Origin of the sequence: Novipirellula galeiformis (genome assembly GCF_007860095.1) — a bacterium.
In the GTDB taxonomy this organism is placed as follows: domain Bacteria; phylum Planctomycetota; class Planctomycetia; order Pirellulales; family Pirellulaceae; genus Novipirellula; species Novipirellula galeiformis.
In genome coordinates, this window is sequence record NZ_SJPT01000005.1 from 293,747 (window position 1) to 317,115 (window position 23,369).

The following is a 23,369-nucleotide window of genomic DNA, read 5'->3' on the forward strand; positions in this document are numbered from 1 at the left end:
CACGAGCAAAGCAAACGCTCCCAATCCCCAGCCTCGTGTGCTAGCGTGATTTGCCGCGATCGACCACGGCGATACAGGCTGGCAACAGCGTTAAATTGACCAGCGTTCCCAACAGCAGCGTCGCTGCGACGAGCGTGCCGAAGGTGGCGGTGGGAATGAACTCGCTCGTCGACAGAATGCTAAATCCGAAGACCAATGCACATGTTGCCAGCAAAATGGGAACGCCGACGTTACCCGCCGCGTGAGTGACCGCTTGCTCGGGCGAATGCCCATGCGAGCGATAGCGTCGGTAGATCGCCAGCAAATGGACCGATCCATCGATCGATAATCCGATCGAGACCGCCGCAATCATCGCCGCCCCCATATTGATCTTCCCGCCGATCCATCCGACCGTCGCCAGCACGACAAAGGCAGGCAACAAATTCGGTAGCAGGGCGGCAAGTGAAAGCCCGATCGATCGTGTGGCGACCCACAACAATAGCCAAACCAACACCCCGGCCAGCGCCAAACAACGCCACTGGTCCCCGACCAATTGCGAAACCAATCGCGACATCATCACATAGTACCCGGTGACTTTGGGCTGCGAGGTTGGCTCGGCCCCCAACGCGTTTCGCCAAGCCTCGCTGGTGGTATGCTCGCGAACGGTCCGCTCGACTTCCGCGATGAGCCGTGTTTTTGCTTCGGCCGGAAGCTGTTCATGGCTGCGAATCATGATCCGCAAACGACGCGGCGAAGTGTCGGCGGCATTCAATAACGCGTCAACAAACTGGGGCATCGTACTCCGCATGCCTGACATCCGTAGCTCCGCGGGAGCGAATTTCAAAATCGGTGTCAGCCCGATCACATATTCAGCATCCGCCATGCTCAACACCTTGGTCAACTTCGCACCGTCCGAATCGATGCGGCGGAGTGATTGCTCCAGCGAACGCACTTGCTTGAGGTAATCGCGGGAAAGCACTTCGGGTGCGGGCAACAGCACGTCCCAAACTCCGCCGCCGCCAAAATCTCGCTCCACTTGATCGTAAGCCTTCACGATCGCGCTGTCGCTGCGAAAATTGTTCAGAAAACTGGTCTCAGGTTTCGCTCGCCATGTTCCCACCACCGACAAACAAAGCAGCACGAGCGCCAACGCGATCGCCCCCCTGCGATTGGAAACGAAGGCCGACGCGACCAAGGTGCATCGACGGCGGACCGACCGTGTCATCCGTCGTTGCAAGCGATGAAGTACGTCTCCGAAACTCCACTCCGGCAACATCATGATCACGCTCGCAAACAACACAATGGCGACAAACACCGCGATCGAGGCAATGGCAATCATCGCACCGAATTGCCGCACGGGAAGAATTCGCGAGAAGCCCAACGCCGCAAACCCGGCGGCGTCGGTCAAACAAGTCCACAGGATCGGCACGATCAAAAGCGAAAGCGCGCGACCCACCGCATCAGTTCGGCCATGCCCCTTGGCTCGTGCATCTTGAAACTTGGCGCCCAAATGCAATACGGCCGCGACCGCGATCACCGTGATAATCGCCGGCATGATCGTCGATACCAACGATTGATTCAAATCGAGCAGTACGAGGGTCGCTTCGGTCACCACGATCGACCAAACCACCACCAACCCCGTCAAGGCAACGAACCGCAGGTCCAACAGAGTGACCAGAACAACGATGCTCAACAAGATCAGCGTGACCGTCGTTAATTTGCGTCCATCACGCTCAATCAAATCAAAACCATCGTGGATCAACACCGGTTCACCCACCACCAACCCGGGTTCAGCGATCGCAGCGAAATGATCGGGCAGGGTGGATGCAATTTCTTGCAACGACTCAATCGTCTCACGAGGATGCTGGGGCGACAACATCGCGACCACCGCGGCTAAGGCATGATCATCCGAGTGAGTGTAACCGGAAAACAATCGCTCGATGCCTCGCGCGACGACATCGTTTTTGCGAATGAACCCGGGAGTATCGGACGCGCTGCTAAAGAAATTACCGGGACGTATTTTTTCAATCGCCGCATTGAGCGTCGATGGCGAGAGAATGCCGTCGACGCCCTCGATCTCGATGACACGCGATGCGATCGCTTCACTGCGTTGCAAACCTGCTCGCGACATCAAATCCGGGTCGCGATAAACCAACATGGCCACCGCGTTGCCACCAAAGGAATCTTGTAACGTTTTATAGTCGACCAACGTGGGGTCGCGCTGCGCAAACATTGCCGCGATACTGCGATCCAGCTGTAGCCGGTTGGAAAAAGGAACCGAGGCGACCAAAACGACCAAACCCAGTAGCGATAAAATCACTCGGTAGCGAATCAATAACGAAGCCGTCTTCCCGGGCATTCCCTTTGCGTTGGTCGGTTTGTTCATGATGCTCGCTCGCAGTTCACGCTAGGCTTCGTTAACATTGCTTCATCCAATCGGCACTCTCGTCATCCAACGGTTCGTTTCACCATGCCCACCCGGACGCTTCCCAGCTCAAATCGTTGCATGACCTTCGTTGTCATCATCGTATTGGCGGTGATCGTTCGCGGCGCGGTGATTCTGGTCAACCTCGACCAATTCGCCCAGGATCCCGACGCCTACCGTGTGATCGCCGAAACGCTTTCCGAAACCGGGACCTTCGGATTACCCACCGCAAACGAATTGCCCGCGGCGAGCGACACCAACGTCCACCCAATCGGCACGACTGCCCGGGCCACGGCCTTTCGCCCCCCTCTGTATCCCTATCTCCTCTCTTGGCTGACCACCAACCACACCCTCCATCATTCACTGGTGGGGGTTTTGCATCTCGCACTTGGGGTGCTAACCACGGTGTGCACTTTATCGATCGCATCGCAATTGATCGACCGGGGACGGATCGGATGGGCCAGTATTTTAGCCGCCTTGATCGTCTTGATCGATCCGATCTTGCTGCAGCAATCGACGTTGGTGATGACCGAAACGATTGCCACCGCTACCGCCACTCTGCTGGTTTGGTATTGGGTCAGTCGGTTAACGGTCTCACCGAACCTGACAAAAGGGCTGATTTTTGGCGGCCTGCTCGGCTTGGCCTACTATTGCCGGCCGACGTTTCTAGCATGGGCGGCCCTGTTGCTACCGGCAATCTTGCTCGGTATCCAAGGCCGTTGGAAGGAACGCATCGCGGTCACCGTTGCGACCGCCTCCGTGATCGCGCTAGCCGTCGGATTTTGGACGCTGCGGAACCTTAACGCGATCGGCCATCCGGTGTGGGGCACCAGTCACGGGGGGTACACCCTTTTGCTGGCAAATAATCCTTCGTTTTACGATTACCTGCGCAACGGCAAATTCGGGGAAGCCTGGGACGCTGAACCGTTTCTAGAAGCCTACGAGCATCGTTTCCAAGGGGATCCCAACACCGCGGCATTTTGGCAAACCGATTGGTCGCGACCGGAGCACGCGGCCTTGCCCGCCCGCGTTTTGAGCGAACACGAAGACGATCAACTCGCTTACCACGCAGCGAAAGCGACGATTGCCCGCCAACCGGCAATGTTCGTCTGGTCCTGCGTCGTGCGTTTGGCGCGACTTTGGAGTCCGATGCCCCATCATGTCCCTGGGCGATCATGGCCGCCGATCATCCTGGTGACCGTTTATTACGGAGTCTTCTCGATCGCGGTGATCCTCGGCTGCGTGCGGTTGGGGCGCAGCATCCTCGGGCCTGGGTGGTGGGCGATCGGGGCGTTGGTGTTAACGTTGTCCGCCGTCCATACGATCTACTGGAGCAACCTACGCATGCGATCGCCCGCGATCCCGTCACTCGCTGTGGTCGCCGCCGCGGCCTTGCGTCGCCCCGACGCGGAGTGATGTTGCGAGCGAACAAGTGGTTGTGTCGTCGAAAGCCCGGGACGTCGAACCAAGAATCGACCTAATTTCCGTCGTGGATCTTGCTGCTCCCATGCGCCGGGGCATCTAAGTGCACCGCTGGAGAGTGCCGGTTGAATCGATCATTCGGCTTACAAGCGTTGGAACAAAATCGCTTGAACTGACGTTGTTACCGCTCCGAATGAACTTCTCAGCGGGGCACATCTCGTTTGTGTGTGCACTTTTCCTCCGGCAAACCTTTTCTTCGGCAATATCTAGCCTGCGCGTACGAATGAGCAATCAACTCACCCGATCCTTTTTCATTGGATTGCTTTTCTTTGTCGGCGCAACCATGGCTGCGGAAGCCTCGGCGATGCAGATCTTCGTCAAGACGCTGGCTGGAAAAACGGTCACGATCGATGTCGAACCTTCGGACAGCATCGACAACGTGAAGCAGAAGGTCCAAGACAGATCGGGCATCCCCGCGGATCAACAACGACTCATTTTCGCTGGCAAGCAACTCGAAGACGGTCGCACGCTCTCGGACTACAACGTTACAAAAGAGTCGACACTGCACTTGGTGTTGCGGACACCCGACCCCTCGCCGACCCCAGGGGCGGTTTCCGGCGAATCATCCTTAGCGAATCTGCTAGGCAATACCTCGCAAGTTTCGATTCAGACCGGTGGTTTCCAATTTCAAATGTTGCGAAATCAAATTCACAATATCGTCAACGCCGCTGGCGAATCGAACACTGGCGGCATCCAATTCGTCGCCTTGGATGCCCCGTCGAGGACGAATGACTTGCAGTTGGTCAGCTACGTCGACGCCGAGATGCTAGCGCCCGCAGGGCAATCCGGATACGCAGGGGATGCGTCACGACAAACGCGCGGCTTCCGAACCAACGGCAAGTGGAGTGGTTGGATCGAAGGCTACGGCATCGGGGGACAAGCGGACGGGCATGGCTTATCCGCCGGTTTCGATTATGCCGCCGGAGGCACCCAATTCGGAGTGTTCCGACAAGTCGATCCGCATACGTTGTACGGCGTCTTTGGCAACTACGGCCACCAAGCCATTCGTTCGGATGACGGTGCTCGTGCGGACATTGACGGTGTACTAGCCGGAGCATTCCTGCACCGACAAGACGACCAAGGCAACTACTACATCTTAGCCGGAAACGCCGGCTACAACGATCACGAAACATCGCGTTCGGGTGGCATCGAAGGTGACTTCGGCGGCGTACAAACAGGCGTCTTTTTGGAACGCGGTTGGACTCGCACATGGCGATCATTGACGATTCAACCCACTAGCTCGTTGCAACACATTTGGGTGCATCAAGAGGACTTCACCGAGTCGGGGACGGGCGGCGCCGCGGTCGATGACATCGACGCGTATTCATTTCGCAGCGCCCTGGGCGCTCATTTCTACGGATCGCAACGGAAGCTGATGCAGTCGGCGTGGTACTGGGAACCGACCACTCGTGCTCACTGGATGCACGAGTTCCTTGATCCTTCGACCACGGTCACAGGGACCCTCAACGGCACCAGCTTTGCCGTCAACGGTCTCGACCTAGGACGCGATTGGGCCCTCGTGGGCTTCGGCGGTAACGCCTACCGATCTCATCACATGTCGGTCGGTGCGAACTACGACCTGCAGGTGAACGAGCGACAAGCATTCCATACGGGCAGCTTCACCGTGATATGGACTCGCTAACGCATTTTTACCTTTCGTGCAGCTACCGTCGCGCGACGGTGGGCCACGTTCTGGTGAACGTCGCTACGGCTTGAACCGGACGCCCACCCAAAACCATCGCCGCGCCGATCTTCAATGCGGATCTCTAACGCCGCTCGCCGTCACGACGAGAGACACGAACGCGAGATTTGAGTTAGGCGAGAAACGCTATTTTTGGCGATCTTCTTTAGCGTCTTCGCGATGAGGCGGGCCGAGCGGTTTCTCGTCCACCAAGATACGCACCGAAGCGGAGTCGAGGTCGTCGAATTGTCCTTGCCGGATCGACCACACGCATGCCACCAGCGCCGAAGCACCGAGCGCCAACGCGATCGGTAACGCGATCGTTAAAACACTCATGCGAATGATTCCTCGGGTTCATGGGAATTCATGGCCAACGATTCGCTTTGATCCTCCGGCGCGGGCATCGTGGCATCGACCACCGGCGTGGCCAACGTCATCGTCAACACCGTCAACGAACTCAATGGCATCAGAATCGCCGCGATCAAGGGGCTGATGATTCCGGTCATCGCCAACACGGCTGCAATCGCATTGTAGCTAATCGAAATCGCGAAATTCTGTTTGATCGAGCGAGCGGTTCGCTTGGCGCTTTGCGTCAAGGTGACGATGCCCTCCAAGCGACTGTTGCCGATCAAAATCGGTGCTGCGGCAAGACTCGCATTGGCGCCACCTCGCAAGGCGACGCCAACGTCCGCAGCCGCCAAAGCCGCTGCGTCATTGACACCATCGCCGACCATCACCACGACGCGTCCGTCTCGCTTGGAGTGCTCGATCGCTGCTAATTTTTGCTCAGGAGATTGATCACCCCACGTCAAATCCGGCGTGATCCCCAATAGGTGGGCGACGCGGTGGGCGATCGAATCGTGATCCCCCGATAACATGGCCACCTTCCAGCCGCTCGCTTGCAATTGGCGAATGACCTCTTTTGCCTCTTCGCGAATGGGATCACTGACCCCCAAGACCGCTTCGACATGATCGTCCACAATCACCAGGATCGGCGTCGACCCAAAACTTAAAATTGTCTCAACCTGCGTTTGAGCGACCGAGCTCAACGGGCGCTGCAAAGGGTCAACCAGCTTCAAGCTTCCGATCGCATAGCGTCGTCCCTGAACGGTCCCTTCGACCCCTATCCCGACACGGTTTTGCACGTCGGTTACGAGATTAAATTCGTCCGCACGGCTGTGTTTGTAATCGACGATGGCTCGAGCGATCGGGTGTCCCACCGTCGCCTCGATCGCTTGGACGTTCCGAAGCACCTCGGGCTCACCAAACCAATGCGTGACTTGCATTCGCCCTCGGGTGAGCGTCCCGGTTTTATCAAAGAAGATCGTCCCCGGTTTTGAAAACCGTTCGAGCGATTCACCCGAACGCACCAAAATTCGTCGCTCAGCGAGTCTCCCGACCGCGACGGCGATAGCGAGCGGTGTCGCCAGCGCGAGTGCACAGGGACAGGCAACAATAAGTAGGGCGACGCTGTGATCGATCGCCAGCGCCGGATCGACGCGCCACCACGCGGCCACCGTTACGAACGCAAGCGCAAGCACCACAATGACGAACCATCCTCCGATACGGTTGGCGAGCTGAACAATCGGTGTTTTGCTCGCCGCCGCCTCGACCACCGATTGCGAGAGCCGCCCCAGACGGGTCGTTTCCCCGATCGCCGTGGTTTCGATTTGAATGATCGATTCGATGTTCTCCGTGCCCGCTTCGACGGCGGCTCCCACCGCAATCGCCACCGGCCGACTTTCCCCAGTCAACAGCGATCGATCGATTTTGGATTGGCCCACCACGACAATCCCGTCGACCGGAATGCTCTCTCCGGGGCCAATTTGAACGATGTCGCCCAGCTTCAATTCCGATGCCGGAACTCGCGACAACGTCGCATCGGCTTCCACCCGAGTTGCCGCACTGGGAGTCAGATTCAACAAGCCCGCTATCGCGCGGCCGGCGTGATGTTGTTGACGCAGTTGCACCCAGCGTCCTACGAGCAAGAAAAAGACCAAGGTTGCGATTGAGTCGAAGTAAACTTCCGAACCAGACACCAACAAACCGTAAACGCTGGCGATCGCCCCCACGGACAACCCCAACGCGACGGGCAAGTCCATGTGCGGCACGCGTAAGCGAATCGAAGCCACCGCGCCACGCAAAAACATCCGTCCGGGAAACACCACGGCGGCAACGCCCAATCCGACGCCGGCCATACGTAGCAAATGACGCTGCGAATCCTCGATCCCCGTAAATGCTCCGGCATACAGCGCGATGGCGATCCACATCGCGTTCATCGCACAGAAACCTGCGATGGCCACATCCACCAGCAATTGTCGACTCTCGGCGTTGGATGCATCTTGCTCTTTGCACGCATCCAGCGGCGACGCGACATAACCCATCGTTTTCAACCATCGCCCGAGTTGGCTCAAACGCACAATCGCCGGGTCATAAACCAACTCAACCGATCGAGAGTGCATTTGCACCGTGGCCGAATACCATCCGGTGACACGGCTTGGTGCTTGCTCAATCAACCATGCACATGCCGCACAGTGCAACCCGCTGAGCGACAAACGAACGCGAGCCAACTCAATCCCGCCTGGGCCAAGCACCTTTTTGACCACCGACGGCAGCAACAACTTGGGGTCGTCAAGATCGTCAAAGCAATCGCGACTGCGATTGGCCAACGTCTCCGACGGAGCACAGTCACGCAGCGCATAGTAATCCTCGAGTCCCCAACCGTGAATCAACTCCCACGCACCACGGCAACCATTGCAGCAGAACGCAGGCTCGGACTCATCGAGTGGTCGCGGCGAAGGCAATCCACAGTGGACGCACTCTACGTTTGATCCCGTTTGCGGTGGTGATCCCGTTTGCGGTGGCGAGGTTGCCGAGTTCATGGATCATCGCCTCGCGTCACCGCGGAAATCTCCGCTGTGGAATGAACGACGGGCTCGGAACGCTCGGCGGGCACAACTGGCGTTTCATCCTCGCTCGCACAGCACGCGCATACCGCGGATTCACCCGGCGACGCCTGCTCATCCGGGGACGCCTGGGGGCTACAACAGGGCAGGGGCTTGTCTTTTAAATCGACCAGCGACGTGGCGGTGATCTCCGCGCCAAGCTGGGGCGCAACCAAGCTCGAAACATCCACCGCGGCGCGTCCGGTGACGGTATAAAGTCCCGTGACAATCAAAAACAGACTGGCCACGATTGGAAGGACGCCACGCATTTTCGGGGTCAGCGATCGAACTCCGACCAGCATCGCGGTGAGCGCCGGAAGCGTCCCAATCCAAAACGCAAACATCACCACCATCGCCGGCAACGCCCCCCCGGTGCCTGCCGCGACCAGCACAAACAGATACAACCAACCACAGGGCAACCACGTGGTGATCAAGCCACCGAGGTACGCTTTTGAAACCGCGGTTTGCCGGTCCAACAACGGCTTAAATCGCTTCAAAACCGCAGCGACGGTAAAGGATCCCGAACCGGATCCCGATTGCAGAAGCGGACGATTGAAGCGTGGATGCAATTTTGCCAGCCGAAAAACACCGACCAAAATCAGCAGGGTTCCCGCGACCTTGGCTGCAGCGGATTGAAATCCGACCATGTCGCCACCCAACGAAACGGCAGCTCCCAAAACGCCCGCGACGGCACCGGCGATCCAATACGTAGTCAAGCGGCCGAGATGATACGCGGCCACGGTGGTTCGGCTCGACCCGCCTCCGGTGACCCACAGCGCCAACGGGCCGCACATGCCCACACAGTGCAAACTGCCCAGCAAACTCGCCACCAAGACTGCGATTCCAAGCGTCAACACGATTAACTTCCTCTCGCCAGGTTTCGCTGAGTTTGATTCACGAACACATCTTGAGAATCGACGAAACGCTCTTCTCGATCATTGCGCACATCGATTTCGACTTGCCACAATCCATCGACCGAGAAACAGCCCTCGAGCACGACCAATCCCTGCGCGTTGGGCTCGAGGGAAAAGGTTTGAACATCCGCTCCGCGAGCATGGTGAAACAAACGCAGGGTTCCCGATTGAATCTGCACGGGCTCGCCATCCACGTTCTTCAAGAAAGCCTGCAGACTAGCACCTTGCGGAGCGGCGATCGGTACCAACGTCAGCGTCCAACCGAGTTGGCGAGAAACGCTTTCGGATTCTCGTTGGTCATCCCAAGCGAGCGATTTTTGGTAGTAATCGGGCACGACGGCCACCGACGGATCTCCCGTCGCCAACATGACCGCGATCACCCCGATCGCGACTTGAAACGACAGCATCCCGACGACAAAGCCTCCCCAACGAATGGCGGCATTGCGATTGGCGATCCGGTCGAACTCAACCGCCGTGGGTGCGTTCGCGGTGGCAGTGGTGGTAGCGTGTTTGGTCATCGGCGTGGCCCCAGTAATTGCATTTTTAAAATACGTTCATTGCCGGCATCATCAGAAACCTTCAACTCGGCATCGACATTTCCTGTGGGCCCAAAAGCTTTCCCAGGCACCTCGATCACCACCGGCACGAGTTGCGTCGCGTTGCTCTCGAGTTTTGGAGGATCGTCATTCGTTTTGCGAACGAGAGCCGACTCGGGCTTCACGACCTCGATCGTGTATTCTCGTTGATCCGAGGTGCGATTGACTAACCTCAGTCGAAATTGGTTGCTGATGCTACCGCTAGTGTGTCGATGAAAAGGATTGCCATTGCCTCGAATCAAACGCGCGTCGAAGGCGTATTTCGTCGACAACACGGCAAGGAAACCGATCCCCACGGCCAGCAATAATGCGGGGTAGGCCACCGTGCGGAAGCGAAAGAACTTGCGTACTTTCCCTTCCAACGCGTCTTGAGAACTATATCGAATCAAGCCGGTTGGCTTGCCGACCTTGGTCATCACATCGTCACAGGCATCGATACATTGGGTGCAATTAATGCACTCCATCTGCAAACCATCGCGAATGTCGATCCCGGTCGGGCAAACTCGCACGCATTGGGAACAATCCACGCAATCGCCCGCTCCATCATCGGGCACATGCTTTCCCTTCTTGCGTGGCTCGCCCCGCTTGGGGTCGTAGGCGACGATCAAGCTTTGGCGGTCGAGCATGACCGATTGGAAGCGGCCATACGGACAAGCGATCACACACATTTGCTCGCGAAAAAACAGGAAGTCGAACAGCATCAACCCTGTGGTCGCTCCCATGATCATGAATGCTGCAGGTTGCTCCAACGGCGAGCTTTGCATCCATTGAGCCAATCGATCGGTGCCCACGAAGTAGGCCAAAAACGTGTGCGCTAGCAGCATGCACAAGACCAGATAGATGGCCCAGCGGACGAACCGACGCCAGCCTTCGATCGGTTGCTTCGGGTTCCCCCCTTTGCCTACGGTGCCTTCGAACAAACGGTCGATCGGGCGAAACAGATACTCCATGTAGACCGTTTGCGGACACGCCCAACCGCACCAAATCCGCCCCGTCAACGCGGTGGCGAGAACAATGGTCAAAAACACGCCGAGCATCACGAACGCCAACAACAAGGTGTCCGTTGGCAAAAAGACGTGTCCGAGGAAAATGAACCTCCGCGCCGGCACGTCCAATAAAATGGGCGGCAGACCCGCGAAACGAAGGTGCGGCAACACGACGAAAAATGCAATCAAACCGTAGGCAATCCAGCGGCGATACTTCCACCAAAACCCTTTGGATAAGTGCGGTCGCAGCCAGCGCCGCGAACCATCCTGCTCAAGGGTACTAAGCACATGCTCGGGTGCCCCGAGCATGGAACGGTGTTCGGTCGTCGGGTCACCTGAGATCACAGGCAACTCTCTTGCATCATTCATATTGACGCCTCCTTAATCAGAAGCGGAGTCTCGTTAAACTTTTCTCGTACGGGGTGAAGTTCAGTGGGAATAAATACGTAGGGGATCGATTCGCTTTTCAGAGCGATCCTGGTTCTCCGAAGCACGCGGATATTCCGGTTCACTCGGCCCTCGCTGAAAACGCAAGTCAAACGCGGGGGTCGTGCGCATGACATCTCGCGACAGCGTCCTGCGTTGGAAAACCGCAGATCGCCGAGGCGGCATCGGCGGCCCCAAATCGGACGCCGCGATCACGTTGTCAATCAGTGCCTTGTTCTTGGCGACGACTAGGTCGATGCCTTGTCGGGCTCGCTGGCGACGCTGTCGTCCTTGGTTTCGCTGCTTGCGTCTTCACTTTCGCTGCCAGCGTCTTCGCTTTCCGCCGGCGGTTCCGGCCACGGTGCGATCACTCGCCCTTCGGCGGTCTTGCCGTTCGCCGACTCAACACCGCGTAGGCTAGCCACATAGCTTGCCGCCAGCACCAATTCGTTTGGCGACAACCGTGTTTTCCAAGCGGGCATGGCTCCGCCGCCCGCTCCATTTTGCAGCACGGTCAAGATGTCGCCGATGTCCTTGACGTTCTTGTAACTCTCGTCCGTCAGGTTGGGGCCCACCAATCCGCCGCCGTCGGAACCATGACAGGAAACGCAATGGGTTTTGAAAACCGATTGTCCGACGCGCAACCAAGCGGGCTTGTACAAAAACTTGACCACCGTCTCGCGGTCGAGCTTCAACTCGCCAATCTCGGCAAACTGCAAACGAAGGTTCTCCGCCATCGCTTTGTCATAACGCTCGACGACCGTTCGCCCTTCGGCACCGCCGTGATAAAACGCAGCGTAGGGAAACGCAAAAAAGATCGATCCGATAAACATCCACTTCCACCAACCCGGCAACGGATTGTCAAACTCTTGGATGCCATCGTAAGAGTGGCCCGTCAACGGATCATCAGGAATCTGGCCCACGATCGACTCCTGTTGGACACCATCTTGGTTTTGGGGGTTATTGTCCATCTCGAGGAGTCTCCACATTGTCGGAAAGCGGGATAGCTGCAAATCGTTCCGTCGCGTTACGCGACAATCGCATGGTCGCGAGGAACATCAAGCCGAAGGCGAAACAAAACAACATCAAGGCGATTTCAGCACAGTCGCTGTAGTCGATCGCTCGGATTACATCAGTAAGCATGGTTCATATCACGACGCGAGAAAAATAAGTAGATTCGAAAGCGAAAAGGGTCGAGCACCGCTGCCGGATCCCTCGTCATCACGGACGTGAGATGCGGCAACCGCATGCCGAAAACCTACTTCGCTGCGACCTCGTCGATCTCCGCGGTCTCTTCGGCCGGGGTTGCTTCAGCCGGAGCTGCCTCCGCTGGCTCCTCTGGTTTCGCAGCCGGTTCGGGCGTCGCAAAGATGTCGGTTCCGACGCGTTGCAAGAACGCAATCAAGGCAATCGCCTGGGAGTCGAACGTCATCACCTCGCCCCGCTTCACCGGACCGCCCTGGGACACCACATCGGCGGCCAGCACTTCGGCTTGCTTGCGAGCCAAATCGGCCGCTTCGGAAAGTTCAAAGTCGTACGGCGCTCCCAACAACTGAGCCGCCCAAACACGATCGGCTATCTGACTGAAGTTCAGCTTCGTATCCAACAAATGAACGTAACTCGGCATCACGCTACCCGGGGAAACCTGCTCCGGGTTTTCGAAGTGCAACCAATGCCAAAGACTGCTTTGCTTGCCCCCTTCACGGGCCAAATCGGGACCGATTCGGCGACTGCCCCATTGGAACGGACGGTCGTAGATGAACTCACCCGCTTTGCTGTATTCACCGTAACGCTTCGTTTCGGCCACGAAGGGACGGATCATTTGGGAGTGACAGTTGTAACAGCCCTCGGCAACAAAAATATCGCGTCCGGCAAGCTCCAACGGTGTGTACGGTTTCACCGTCGCGATCGTCGGCACATTGCTACGAATCAAAAACGTCGGAATGATCTCGAACAAACTCGCGATCACCACCGCCAAGGTTGTCAGCACCGTGAATCGCACCGGCAAACGCTCCCAGCGACGGTGCCATCCCATCTTGGCAAAGACGTCGAGTTTCTTGGCCGAATCGAGTACGGCAACGTCATCGAGCTGGCTGGTCGTATCGACATGCTCTTCGGGCGCTTCCTTGGACAAACGAGGCGAATGATAGACGGGCACGTCATAGGTTTTCGGACGCGTCATCCAGGTCATGAACCAATTCACCGCCATCAACACAATGCCGGCGACAAACAACGCACCGCCCAACACACGCAACCACCACAGCGGCAGAATCGACTGGATCGTTTCAATGAAGTCGGGATAGACCAAATTTCCGGTCTCGTCCATCGCACGCCACATCAAACCTTGCATCAATCCAGCGGCGTAAATCGGCACGATGTACAACAGAATTCCGATCGTGCTAATCCAAAAGTGAGCCGAGGCCGCCTTCGTGCTCCACAACTTGGTTTGAAACAAACGTGGCAACAACCAATACAGCATCCCGAACGTCATCATGCCGTTCCATCCGAGCGCCCCTGCGTGCACGTGAGCAATCGTCCAGTCCGTGTAGTGGCTCAGCCCATTGACACTCTTGACACTCAACAACGGCCCTTCGAACGTCGCCATCCCGTAGAACGTCACGCCCACCACAAAGAACTTCAACACAGGATCCACCGAGACTTTTTGCCAAGCCCCACGCAGCGTTAACAATCCATTGATCATGCCGCCCCAAGAGGGCATCCAAAGCATCACGCTAAACAGCATCCCCAGCGTCGACGCCCACTCCGGAAGTGCCGTGTAATGCAAATGGTGAGGCCCCGCCCAAATGTAGATGAACACCAACGACCAAAAGTGAATGATCGACAATCGGTAACTGAACACCGGTCGGTTGGCGGCCTTGGGCAGAAAGTAATACATCATCCCCAAGAACGGCGTCGTCAAGAAAAACGCGACCGCGTTGTGGCCATACCACCACTGCATGAACGCGTCTTGAACCCCTGCGTAGATCGGATAACTTTTGCCCAAGCCAATCGGGACCACCAAATTATTGAACACGTGCAACACCGTCACGGTGACGATCGTTGCGATGTAAAACCATAACGCCACGTACATGTGACGCTCGCGGCGGTGAATCAACGTCATCATGAAGTTGACCCCAAAGAAGCCCAACCACACGAGCGCGATCGCGAGATCGATCGGCCACTCAAGCTCGGCGTACTCCTTGCTTTGCGTCATCCCCATCGGCAACGTGACCGCCGCGGCGACGATGATCGCCTGCCAACCCCAGAAATGAAGACGACTGAGCGCGTCGCTCCACATCCGAGCTTTACACAACCGCTGAGTGCTGTAGTAAACCGCCGCAAAAATCCCGTTGCCCGCGAAGGCAAAAATCGCAGCGTTGGTATGCAGTGGACGTAGACGACCAAAGCTGAGCCACTCAAGCCCTCCGAAAAGCTTCGGCAGGACCAATAACAGCGCCACCGTCAATCCCATCACCGTTGCTACGAGCGCCCACACGAGGGTTGCCGTCGCAAACTTTCGCACGATATCGTCATCGTATGAATAAGTATCGATGGGCTCGTCAAGTTTTGCTTGACCCAAATGTTTTCCAGAAAACTCTGAAGGAGTATCGATCGACAAGTGTCTCTTCCTTTGATCACAAACGCATAGTGAGAGCCGACGGGTCAGCCAACGGGTGAAGTTTCATGCTTCGGCGAAATATCGGTTCGCCACACCCTTGGATTGTCTACCTAACAACCTTGATACCAAAACCGATTTTGCCAATGTGGCAGGCTGTCGCAAGGACGGGCAAATTCAGTTTTGACCAGAAATTCCAGCTAATAAATCAGCACAAGTCAATCGAATCCAAGAGCGTTCTCAACAAACCGACTGGCGAATCAATGTGCAAATATACACATGCCAGTTATCGACTGAGCAAATGAGCACATAAACGGTGCCAATCTATCCGCTAGTCGCCTCGCTGGGGTTTCCCAATCGGGTTGAATGGGGCCAATTGTATCAGCTTTAGCCCTCTCATTGCTATCGAGATGATTGGCACAATGATCCGTACAATGATTGGCATCGACTCGGAGGTTCGAGCAACCGGAAATCGAGTCCGTTTGCAGGGCGTCTCGCTCGGGGAGCCCCCCTTGGCAAACCCCGCACGATAAAACACGAAAGGTAACTTCCGAACGCATCAGTCAAACGAAACTCGGTTCCGCACCGTGGCCCCGCCCGACAAATTCACCACATCGAAACCGTGCTGTTTCAAAATGCGTGCGGCGATATGCCCACGCACTCCGACGGCACACGACACCACGGTGGGCTGGCGGGCGTTGAGTTCGCCCAGCCGCTCTCGCAACTCATCGACCGCAATCGCCACCACATCGGAGCTTCCCGCTAACGGAATTCGCTCGATCTCCGCTGGCGTGCGTACATCGACGACCTGTTTGCCTGTCAAATCGGCATCGCTATCACAAAACGATTCGATCCCATCGATTTCGTTGCATGCCGCGAATGCGGCCATATGGACGGGATCCTTGGCCGAGCCAAAGGGAGGCGCATAACTCAAATCGACGCCACACAATTGACGCACCGTGCCCTTGAACTGCATCGCGGTGGCAATCACATCGATCCGTTTATCCACGCCCGCTCCGCCCACGGCTTGAGCCCCCAGAATCGTTCCTGTTTCGCTCTGGTAAACCAATTTTAGTGTCATCATCTGGGCACCGGGGTAATACCCGGCGTGATGTTTGGCAACAATCGTCACACTGCGAGCGGGCACACCAAGCCGGTTTGCGGTGGCACGCGACAAACCGGTCATCGCCGCGGTCGCGCCGAAGGCACGAACCACCGACGTCCCTTGGACTTCCGGCATCGGATCGCTATGGCCCGTCGCGGCGTGTTGACCGGCAAGTCGTCCGGCGCGATTTGCCGGCCCCGCCAATGCCACCCGCATTCGTTGCCCGCTGGGGCCAAACCGATATTCCGCCGCATCCCCTACGGCATAAATATCAGCGTCACTCGTCTGCATGAAATCATTCGTCGCAATCCCGCCGCTGGCTCCAATTTCCAGCCCCGCATCGACCGCCAACTTTGTGTTCGGCCGAACTCCGATGCCCAACACGACTAAATCGGTCGCAATCGTGCTGCCATCGCTCAGCACCACCTCGGTCACACGACCTTGGGAATCTTTCACCAATCGGGTGACCCCGCGACCACGGAACAACGCAACGCCGTTGGCTTCGAGTTCCTGCGCCACCGGCTCGGCCATCTCGGGATCGAGCAGCGGCAACACTTGGGATTGCAATTCAACCAGCGAGGTTTTCAGCCCCCGATGGACCAATTGCTCGACCATCTCCAGCCCGATATAGCCAGCTCCGACCACGACCGCGGTGCGGGTCTGCTCTCGATCGACGATGGCTTTGATCCGATCGGTGTCGCTCAAATTTCGTAGCGTCAACACATTGTCGGCATCGGTACCCTCGATGGGAGGCAATACGGGCGACGCGCCGGGAGCCAAAATCAATTTGTCGTAATCGATCCAGAAGGTTTCGGCGTTCTCACCGCCGCGCACCTCCACCCGTTTCCTCTCGCGATCAATGGAGATCACTTCGTGACGCGTCCGCACATCGAGCCGAAATCGACGGCGCAGAAATTCAGGCGTAGCGACAAGCAGCGAGTCGCGATTGGGAATTTCTTCGCCAATGTGATACGGCAACCCACAATTGGCAAACGACACGTCGGGATCTTTTTCGAGCAGAATGATCTGAGCGTTTTCATTCATACGGCGGGCTCGCGTTGCCGCCGACGCCCCTCCAGCGACTCCACCTACAATGACAATCGTGGGCGGCTTGGTGGCATTCATCGTGATCAGGTTCCTTCGTATCGCGGGAGCGGCAAATATCGTAAGTTAGAGAACTATCGACAATCGGGTGCCATGGGAAGTCCGTTTTTTGGGCTCCCGCGTCGATCCAGCGCACCCGAATGTCATCCCGTTGGGGTCCGCTGCGGCGAGCTGTCGCAGCACGCGAGTCCAAGCCACCCTCATTTTGCCCATGATTTCTTTCGCCCGCCGCGCCACGATCGCCAATGGCACGTTGGTTCTGGTGTTCTCGCTCGCTGCCTTGATTTTCGACGAGGCTTTCGCGTGGGGGATCGTGTTCATGGGCTGCAGTTTGATCTTCTCAGGAGCCAGCGGGTTTTGCGGCTTTGCCGTGATCTTTGCGAAGCTGGGAAAGCTCTCAGGAAAATCGAAGGCACCGTAAACCCAGGTCTCTTCGCAATACGATTGCCACTGACTCACGAAAAACGATCGATACAAGCTTCCAGCGATCGACAAGTCCGCATCGTCCTCGATGCGGCCCGTGATCACCGCTTAGACTGCGCGGCAATTTGGAATTGCGTCTTAGAAATACGTCAGCGCCGATTTGTCAGCCCTTTCGTCCTGACCCCTTTCGTCCTGAACCCTTTCGTCCTGAACCAAACGTAACTTACTCGCCCACCGCTTCGCCGCGCTGCTTTTGTCGCCACGCGTACCAAGGATAAAGCAGCGCACCAAACGCAATCGTCCCCAATCCGACAGCGGCTTGCACCGGCGAATTCACTGCCGAAAGCGTCGCGGCCAACAACGTACCGCCGACAAACACGACCGGAGTGATTGGGTACAGCAGCGGACGAATTCGTGCTCCCGATTTTCCTCGCACCCAAAACAGCAGACTTGCCGTTAACGCCGCACTGACCGACAGCGTGAACCCGAGATAGCTCAGCAGTCGCTCGAGGTCCGAAGCGTGAATGACGAGGATTCCGAGAATCGCTTGAGCCCAGATCGCAGCGACCGGTGGTTTGCCCGCGATCCGTCCCGAGAAGCGGAACCAAGCGGGTAAAAATCCATCATCGGCCATTTTCGCGTAGACTCGCGGTCCGCTCATGATCATCGCGGAAACGGACGTAAAAAGTCCCAACAGGATCACCACTCTGACAAAACTCGCAAACGTTTCTCCGGCAATCGCCTCGGCTGCCTTGGTCGCGACATCGGGTTGCCCCACGATCACTTCGCTCGGTGCCGCTAAGACAAAGACCGCGTTCAACAGCAAGTAACAAAGCGTGACCAAGCACGTGCCCCACAGCATCGCACGTGGCACATTCCGGCTTGCGTTATTCACCTCGCCCGCAATGTAAACGGCGGCGTTGAAGCCACTAAAACTAAGTGAGATGTACATCAACTGAGTCGCAAAGATTAACGCAAACGCCGTCCAGGGCACTGCTTCGCTGACCGACGTTTCGACCGGCACGTCCGCTGCGGCATTGGAGTGCATTGCCACGGCGATCACCACAAATGCCGTGATCAATAGAAACTTCAAAATCACAACAAAATCTTGAACCCGAGCTCCCGGACGCACCCCCAGCGTGTGCAGGATCGCAGCCAGAACCACGACGAGCGTCGCGATGACGCCGGTGGGCATCGCGTCGTGCCAGCCGAGATAGGTTTCGAACGTGGTGGCCGCGAACGCGATCGCCCCGGTAAAACCCGCTAGCAGCGAGACCCAACCGGCCATCAAGCCGGCGATCGGGTGCAGTTTGCGAGAAAGGAACAAGTACTCGCCCCCCGACTCGGTCAATTCACGCGCCAACGCGCCGTAGCAAATCGCACCACAGATCGCGATCCCACCCCCGGTCGCCCAAGCTGCTAACACCCAAGCGGGCGAACCAAGTGCCGCCAGCGTAAATCCGCTGGTCGTATAGACTCCCGCTCCGATCATGCTGGCCGCGACCAAAAACATCGCTGACCCCAAACCCAGCGGCGCATGCGGCTCGGAGCTAGGATTCACTGGATCACGGACCTCAGCGTTTTCGTTATTCATCGCCCGCCTGGTCTGGCTTGCGAAACTCGAGGTAATAGTTTTCCTTGAAACCTGGGATCGTCCGTTCGGCGGTGAGTTCAAAACCAACCGATTGCACTTCATCAATGAAGGTCGACTTCCCTGCGCGAACATGACCGATCGTCCACTCACGAGACACTCCGGGGATTCGCTCAAAATCGATCATGACCACACGACCTCCGCGGCGAAGCGACTTGAAGATCGATTTCATCGATTGCTGTGGGAATTCAAAGTGATGATAGACGTCACAGATGAATGCCAGATCAATCGAATTGGGCGGCAAACATATCGAGTCGTCATCGCACATCACCGTCGTTACGTTTTCGACCTCGCGCTGATCAAACTGGTCCGCCAGATATTGGACGAAGTTGGGCGAGATATCGATGGCGTAAACCCAACCTTGAGGGCCGACCGCATCGGACATCAGCAACGAATAAAAACCCGTTCCGGCCCCGACGTCGGCGACGCGATCTCCAGGCTTTAAATTGAGCTGTGACATGATCGCATCGCGAGCATGGTAGACCTCGCGGCTTTCGACCTCAAAACGTTCCACCCACGCTTGCACATCCAACTGCGGATCAAGAAAGCTGTCGTTAATGCCTGGGTTAACGCTCGGCTTTGCTTTGCCGGGCGTCCCCACCCCTGCCGATTTTTTGGTGCTAGTATCCTCGATCGTTGCGGTCTGTGCCCTCACTGGACTTGACGTTAGCAGGGCGAGCAGCGAGAGGGCGAGAATGTCAAAACGCTTCATTGGATCCTCGGTCGGGTAGGGACGTGAAAGAACGCGATGATTGTAGCGAAAACAAAAGAGACGAGTCTGAATTTGAGGGCATTCACCTAAGAGATGCAGTTGCTAGACTATAGCGACCACTCCTGGGGGTGTAGCTCAGTCGGTTAGAGCAGGGAACTCATAATTCCTTGGCCGCGGGTTCGAGTCCTGCCACCCCTACTTTCTTTTCCATTGGGCTTTCTTTTCCATTGGGCTTTCTTTTCCATTGGGCTTTCTTTTCCATTGGGCTTTCTTTTCCATTGGCCTTTCTTTTCCATTGGCCAGTGCCTCGCGTGGTCGGCGCCTCGCGTGGTCGGCGCACCGTTTAACCTCGCTTCGAACGACCACCCCCATCCGTTACGGCCGTTTTTCCTGTTGCCATGCAATTCTCTGCCCGGCTGACGTTTCTAAGGCTTGATCAAAGGGGGCGGTGAGCCGGGTCCGGTGGTGGACTCACGCTCGCTGGTCAGCAACTCCAACGAGGGGACATGCAACCCTCTGGGCGAGCAGCCGAAGTGCATCCTCCTCCAACGCTTGCGACTGCGAGGATCGGGGGGAGAGTAACGCAGAAATGCATCTCGCGAGTCACGTTGCGCATCAACCTCCTTACCCTGGCGTCCCACGGCGCCCCCTCGGTTTGCTGCGCGCAGCAAGCCAGGTGCCCCCCGCTTCGCCTGCAAAGAGATCGCTCCAGTGCGGACCGTTGATGAGCACATCGCCCCCGTTCCTCGGCAGCGAACCACGCTGCCGACCCCACACAAACCTCCATCAGAGGGATAAAGTCGGCCCGACCGAAAACAAGCATGCGTGGAGAAAATCTATGGACTTTAACGATATATTTACGGAACCGATGAGTCTTGTGAGCCATTTAACGATTGCAATAAATTTTTGGATTATTCCATATTGGGGGGTTGTTTTAGTTAAAGCGTCGGACTTCAATGTAGAAGGTATTCAGTAGGCCCTCTGCGGAGAGGGCCCCAGTTCGGTTTCGAGATGCTTTAACCTTTGAGGATGTAAAAGATGAACTTGGTACTACGAATTTTGAGTGTTGCTGTTGTGTGTGCATTTTGCGTTGAGTCGCAAGCAGGCGATCCGTTCCGCTCGGCCAGCAGCGGTGCGATCTCGCAATCGTCGATGAGTGCCATGGGCCTCAGTGACGTGACTCCAATGTCGCATCAAGAAGCGAGCGCAATCCGCGGGCAAGGCGGAGTTGTCTGGGGAAGCTCATGGGCGGGTGTTAACCTTCCTCTAGCAGGTGCCGGCGGCGACAACGGCTACCGCTTCCGTGGAAACTACTTTGCAGCAGGTGCTAACCAATCCTACGCCGACGGCTACCAAAGTTACGGCGGAGCTCCATTTGGGTTGGCTCCAGTCGCAGCTGGTGCTAGCGCTGGCGGATTCTCCATCGGCGGTAGCTTCTAAGGTCAATCCTTAAAGCCTAGCTACTAAACAAATCCGTTTGGTAAACATCAACTCAACAGTGTCGATCTTGGTCGACGCTGTTTTTTTTTGCCCATTCGCCCCCTCCTAACACCCCCCCCAGCCTGCGGTCGATTCCTCCCGCTTTCTTGCTAGAATTGCAAAAAACCCTGCAATTCCAGCCTCTCTCTTCCCCCGCCTTGGGATTCCCACACGCCAACGCCCGTCACGTGGCGACAACATCGCGCTGGGCTGATTGCCCCGAACTTCCTGATTGCGCCTGTTAGAGCGACTTTAGCGACAGGTTCCTTTTTTCTCTCCATACCCCCCGCACAACCCGAATTTAGCATCAGGGCGATAGGCTACCGGCTCTCCAGAAGGAGGCTCAAGCGGCTCCGACTATTCCAAGGGGAAGAGGGGGACGAGATTTCCAGTCCCTCATTCGCCATTCAACGGTTTCCACAATGATCAAAGGACTGAAAGTTGAAAATCTTCAAATCAATGAAAACTCGCGTCTGTATGCTTGCAATTGCAGCAATGACGGGGGCTCCTTCGGCCCAGGCTGGCGGCGGACTTCACTCGGAGCATGATGCTCACGATCACTCGGCCAGTTACTCAACCAACTTTGGAAGCAACTGCGACGAAATCGGCAAGTTCTGTGACAACGGATGCCAGACTTGCCAAAGTGACAACGGATGTGGCTGCAACCCTCGCCAATGGTACTTGGGTGTCGAAGCGACGTTCCTGGCACCACTGTATGACAATGGAGCTGCTCAATTCGGGCTGGCCGACACGTTCGGTGGGACCGGAGTGCTCTTCAATTCGACCCACGACAAAGCGGATGAATTGAGTGGGGCGCCGCGAATCACCTTGGGTTACGGCGGCAAGGATGGCATTGGAATCCAGGGCCGTTACTGGGAACTCGACAATGGCGTTTCCTCGTTCGGATTTGCACCTGCGATTACTACGGGCGTGAATGCCGGTCAACCACTCGGTGGCAGTGATTCGTTCAATGCGTACATTGTTGACTTGGAAGCGACCAAGGAATTTTCGCGTGGGCGATGGAGCCTGTTGGGAACCTTCGGTGCACGTTACGCCGAGTATGACCGCGAACGGACCGATTCGGTATTCGGTGTGGTCAATGGCGATGTGTTTTCGTTGAGCTCGCAACAGGGCAGCGCGTTCCACGGAACGGGTTTGACATCGAGCTTGGCAGGACTGCGTCCTTTGAAAAACCACCCCTGCTTGTCTCTGTACGGATCGGTTCGTGGTTCGGCGCTATTCGGTCAAGCCGAGTCGTCGGTCATCACCCACTCATCGTTTAGCGGCCCGCTGAGCAATGCCGGAAGCACAAACGGAGCAATCGGGTTTGATGACGAGACGATGTTCATCACCGAATTGCAAGCCGGTTTGCAATGGTCGCGTTCAGTGCGTTCGTTCAACGGCCGCATGTTCGCACGAGCTGGGTTTGAATACCAATTCTGGAACACCAAAGATCAAACGGCCATCGCTGGCTCGACCTCTGGCACCCCAGGATCGAGCGAAGGTTTCGCTCTAGCTCGTGGTGCGGGTAACGACTTTGACTTGATCGGTTTCAACATCTCGACCGGGTTCGCTTGGTAACAAGCGACGCCCCAAGGCAGAGCACTCGTAACCATCATCGGCATCTGACGTTGCCGCGATCGTGATCGCGGCAATGATAGATCAGCTGCGATAAAAAGCCTGAAGCTAGACAGATGCTCGGGGCACGTGAGTCCGCAACTTGCGACCTCCGCGTCCCCCCCTCTTCTCCCTTCTTTGTCTGAAGACGAGAGGGTTCGTTTGCCTCACCGGCAACGAACCCCACGTCACACTCGGATTGGTGATCGCGATTCGCTCTGTTTCCAC

General features: G+C 56.8%; 17 protein-coding genes and 1 tRNA gene. 5 read left to right on the forward strand and 13 right to left on the reverse strand.

Features of this window, described 5'->3' with window-relative positions:
- Positions 1-40 precede the first annotated feature (40 nt).
- Positions 41-2,365 (reverse strand): efflux RND transporter permease subunit, encoded by a 2,325-nt coding sequence (locus Pla52o_RS15005; protein ID WP_146595419.1) that lies wholly within the window; start codon positions 2,363-2,365, stop codon positions 41-43.
- A gap of 120 nt (positions 2,366-2,485) precedes the next feature.
- Between Pla52o_RS15005 and Pla52o_RS15010 the strand changes: the two genes are divergently transcribed.
- A complete protein-coding gene (locus Pla52o_RS15010; protein ID WP_146595420.1) occupies positions 2,486-3,820 on the forward strand; it encodes a hypothetical protein in 1,335 nt (444 codons plus the stop codon).
- 289 nt (positions 3,821-4,109) lie between these two features.
- The gene (locus tag Pla52o_RS15015; protein ID WP_146595421.1) at positions 4,110-5,528 is read left to right on the forward strand and encodes an autotransporter domain-containing protein; all 1,419 of its coding nucleotides are present in this window, start codon (positions 4,110-4,112) and stop codon (positions 5,526-5,528) included.
- Between the two features lie 186 nt (positions 5,529-5,714).
- Here the strand turns inward: Pla52o_RS15015 and ccoS are convergent, their stop codons facing one another.
- From ccoS to Pla52o_RS15075, 12 genes are all read right to left on the reverse strand, one after another.
- Complete coding sequence (ccoS, locus tag Pla52o_RS15020; RefSeq protein ID WP_146595422.1) at positions 5,715-5,903, reverse strand: cbb3-type cytochrome oxidase assembly protein CcoS; 189 nt, start codon at positions 5,901-5,903, stop codon at positions 5,715-5,717.
- Entirely contained in the window at positions 5,900-8,449 is a 2,550-nt protein-coding gene (locus Pla52o_RS15025) for a heavy metal translocating P-type ATPase (protein WP_146595423.1), read from the reverse strand. The genes ccoS and Pla52o_RS15025 overlap by 4 nt, the downstream gene beginning before the upstream one ends.
- A complete protein-coding gene (locus Pla52o_RS15030) occupies positions 8,446-9,369 on the reverse strand; it encodes a sulfite exporter TauE/SafE family protein (RefSeq protein ID WP_146595424.1) in 924 nt (307 codons plus the stop codon). Before Pla52o_RS15030 ends, Pla52o_RS15025 begins: the two co-directional genes overlap by 4 nt.
- Positions 9,370-9,371: 2 nt before the next feature.
- Positions 9,372-9,944: a FixH family protein gene (locus Pla52o_RS15035; RefSeq protein WP_146595425.1), complete on the reverse strand. Its 573-nt coding sequence runs from the start codon at positions 9,942-9,944 to the stop codon at positions 9,372-9,374.
- Complete coding sequence (gene ccoG, locus Pla52o_RS15040) at positions 9,941-11,377, reverse strand: cytochrome c oxidase accessory protein CcoG (protein WP_146595426.1); 1,437 nt, start codon at positions 11,375-11,377, stop codon at positions 9,941-9,943. Before ccoG ends, Pla52o_RS15035 begins: the two co-directional genes overlap by 4 nt.
- A 305-nt stretch (positions 11,378-11,682) precedes the next feature.
- Positions 11,683-12,405: a cbb3-type cytochrome c oxidase N-terminal domain-containing protein gene (locus Pla52o_RS15045; protein ID WP_146595427.1), complete on the reverse strand. Its 723-nt coding sequence runs from the start codon at positions 12,403-12,405 to the stop codon at positions 11,683-11,685.
- Positions 12,395-12,577, reverse strand: coding sequence for a hypothetical protein (locus Pla52o_RS15050; RefSeq protein ID WP_146595428.1), 183 nt, complete (start codon positions 12,575-12,577; stop codon positions 12,395-12,397). Before Pla52o_RS15050 ends, Pla52o_RS15045 begins: the two co-directional genes overlap by 11 nt.
- A gap of 115 nt (positions 12,578-12,692) precedes the next feature.
- Entirely contained in the window at positions 12,693-15,047 is a 2,355-nt protein-coding gene (ccoN, locus tag Pla52o_RS15055) for a cytochrome-c oxidase, cbb3-type subunit I (protein ID WP_231612416.1), read from the reverse strand.
- A 562-nt stretch (positions 15,048-15,609) separates the two neighbouring features.
- The gene (locus Pla52o_RS15060; RefSeq protein WP_146595430.1) at positions 15,610-17,280 is read right to left on the reverse strand and encodes an FAD-dependent oxidoreductase; all 1,671 of its coding nucleotides are present in this window, start codon (positions 17,278-17,280) and stop codon (positions 15,610-15,612) included.
- 45 nt (positions 17,281-17,325) lie between these two features.
- A complete protein-coding gene (locus Pla52o_RS27450) occupies positions 17,326-17,718 on the reverse strand; it encodes a hypothetical protein (RefSeq protein WP_231612367.1) in 393 nt (130 codons plus the stop codon).
- 187 nt (positions 17,719-17,905) lie between these two features.
- A complete protein-coding gene (locus tag Pla52o_RS15070; RefSeq protein WP_197169259.1) occupies positions 17,906-19,276 on the reverse strand; it encodes an APC family permease in 1,371 nt (456 codons plus the stop codon).
- Entirely contained in the window at positions 19,269-20,045 is a 777-nt protein-coding gene (locus Pla52o_RS15075; RefSeq protein ID WP_146595433.1) for a class I SAM-dependent methyltransferase, read from the reverse strand. The genes Pla52o_RS15070 and Pla52o_RS15075 overlap by 8 nt, the downstream gene beginning before the upstream one ends.
- A 124-nt stretch (positions 20,046-20,169) precedes the next feature.
- Between Pla52o_RS15075 and Pla52o_RS15080 the strand changes: the two genes are divergently transcribed.
- The 3 genes from Pla52o_RS15080 (at position 20,170) to Pla52o_RS15090 (ending at position 23,105) form a co-directional block, all read left to right on the forward strand.
- Positions 20,170-20,243 (forward strand) — tRNA-Ile (locus Pla52o_RS15080).
- Between the two features lie 840 nt (positions 20,244-21,083).
- Entirely contained in the window at positions 21,084-21,485 is a 402-nt protein-coding gene (locus Pla52o_RS15085) for a hypothetical protein (protein WP_146595434.1), read from the forward strand.
- 480 nt (positions 21,486-21,965) lie between these two features.
- Positions 21,966-23,105 carry an Lpg1974 family pore-forming outer membrane protein gene (locus tag Pla52o_RS15090; protein WP_231612368.1) on the forward strand — a complete coding sequence of 380 codons (1,140 nt, stop codon included), beginning with the start codon at positions 21,966-21,968 and terminating at the stop codon, positions 23,103-23,105.
- Positions 23,106-23,369: the final 264 nt, after the last annotated feature.

Coding starts and splice junctions, on each gene's coding strand:
- ccoG (WP_146595426.1), bottom strand. CDS start 11,377: ATGAATGATGCAAGAGAGTTGCCTGTGATCTCAGGTGACCCGACGACC.
- Pla52o_RS15015 (WP_146595421.1), top strand. CDS start 4,110: ATGAGCAATCAACTCACCCGATCCTTTTTCATTGGATTGCTTTTCTTT.
- Pla52o_RS15085 (WP_146595434.1), top strand. CDS start 21,084: ATGAACTTGGTACTACGAATTTTGAGTGTTGCTGTTGTGTGTGCATTT.
- Pla52o_RS15050 (WP_146595428.1), bottom strand. CDS start 12,577: ATGCTTACTGATGTAATCCGAGCGATCGACTACAGCGACTGTGCTGAA.
- Pla52o_RS15070 (WP_197169259.1), bottom strand. CDS start 19,276: ATGAATAACGAAAACGCTGAGGTCCGTGATCCAGTGAATCCTAGCTCC.
- Pla52o_RS15045 (WP_146595427.1), bottom strand. CDS start 12,405: ATGGACAATAACCCCCAAAACCAAGATGGTGTCCAACAGGAGTCGATC.
- Pla52o_RS15035 (WP_146595425.1), bottom strand. CDS start 9,944: ATGACCAAACACGCTACCACCACTGCCACCGCGAACGCACCCACGGCG.
- Pla52o_RS15075 (WP_146595433.1), bottom strand. CDS start 20,045: ATGAAGCGTTTTGACATTCTCGCCCTCTCGCTGCTCGCCCTGCTAACG.
- ccoS (WP_146595422.1), bottom strand. CDS start 5,903: ATGAGTGTTTTAACGATCGCGTTACCGATCGCGTTGGCGCTCGGTGCT.
- Pla52o_RS15010 (WP_146595420.1), top strand. CDS start 2,486: ATGACCTTCGTTGTCATCATCGTATTGGCGGTGATCGTTCGCGGCGCG.
- Pla52o_RS15060 (WP_146595430.1), bottom strand. CDS start 17,280: ATGAATGCCACCAAGCCGCCCACGATTGTCATTGTAGGTGGAGTCGCT.
- Pla52o_RS15025 (WP_146595423.1), bottom strand. CDS start 8,449: ATGAACTCGGCAACCTCGCCACCGCAAACGGGATCACCACCGCAAACG.
- Pla52o_RS15005 (WP_146595419.1), bottom strand. CDS start 2,365: ATGAACAAACCGACCAACGCAAAGGGAATGCCCGGGAAGACGGCTTCG.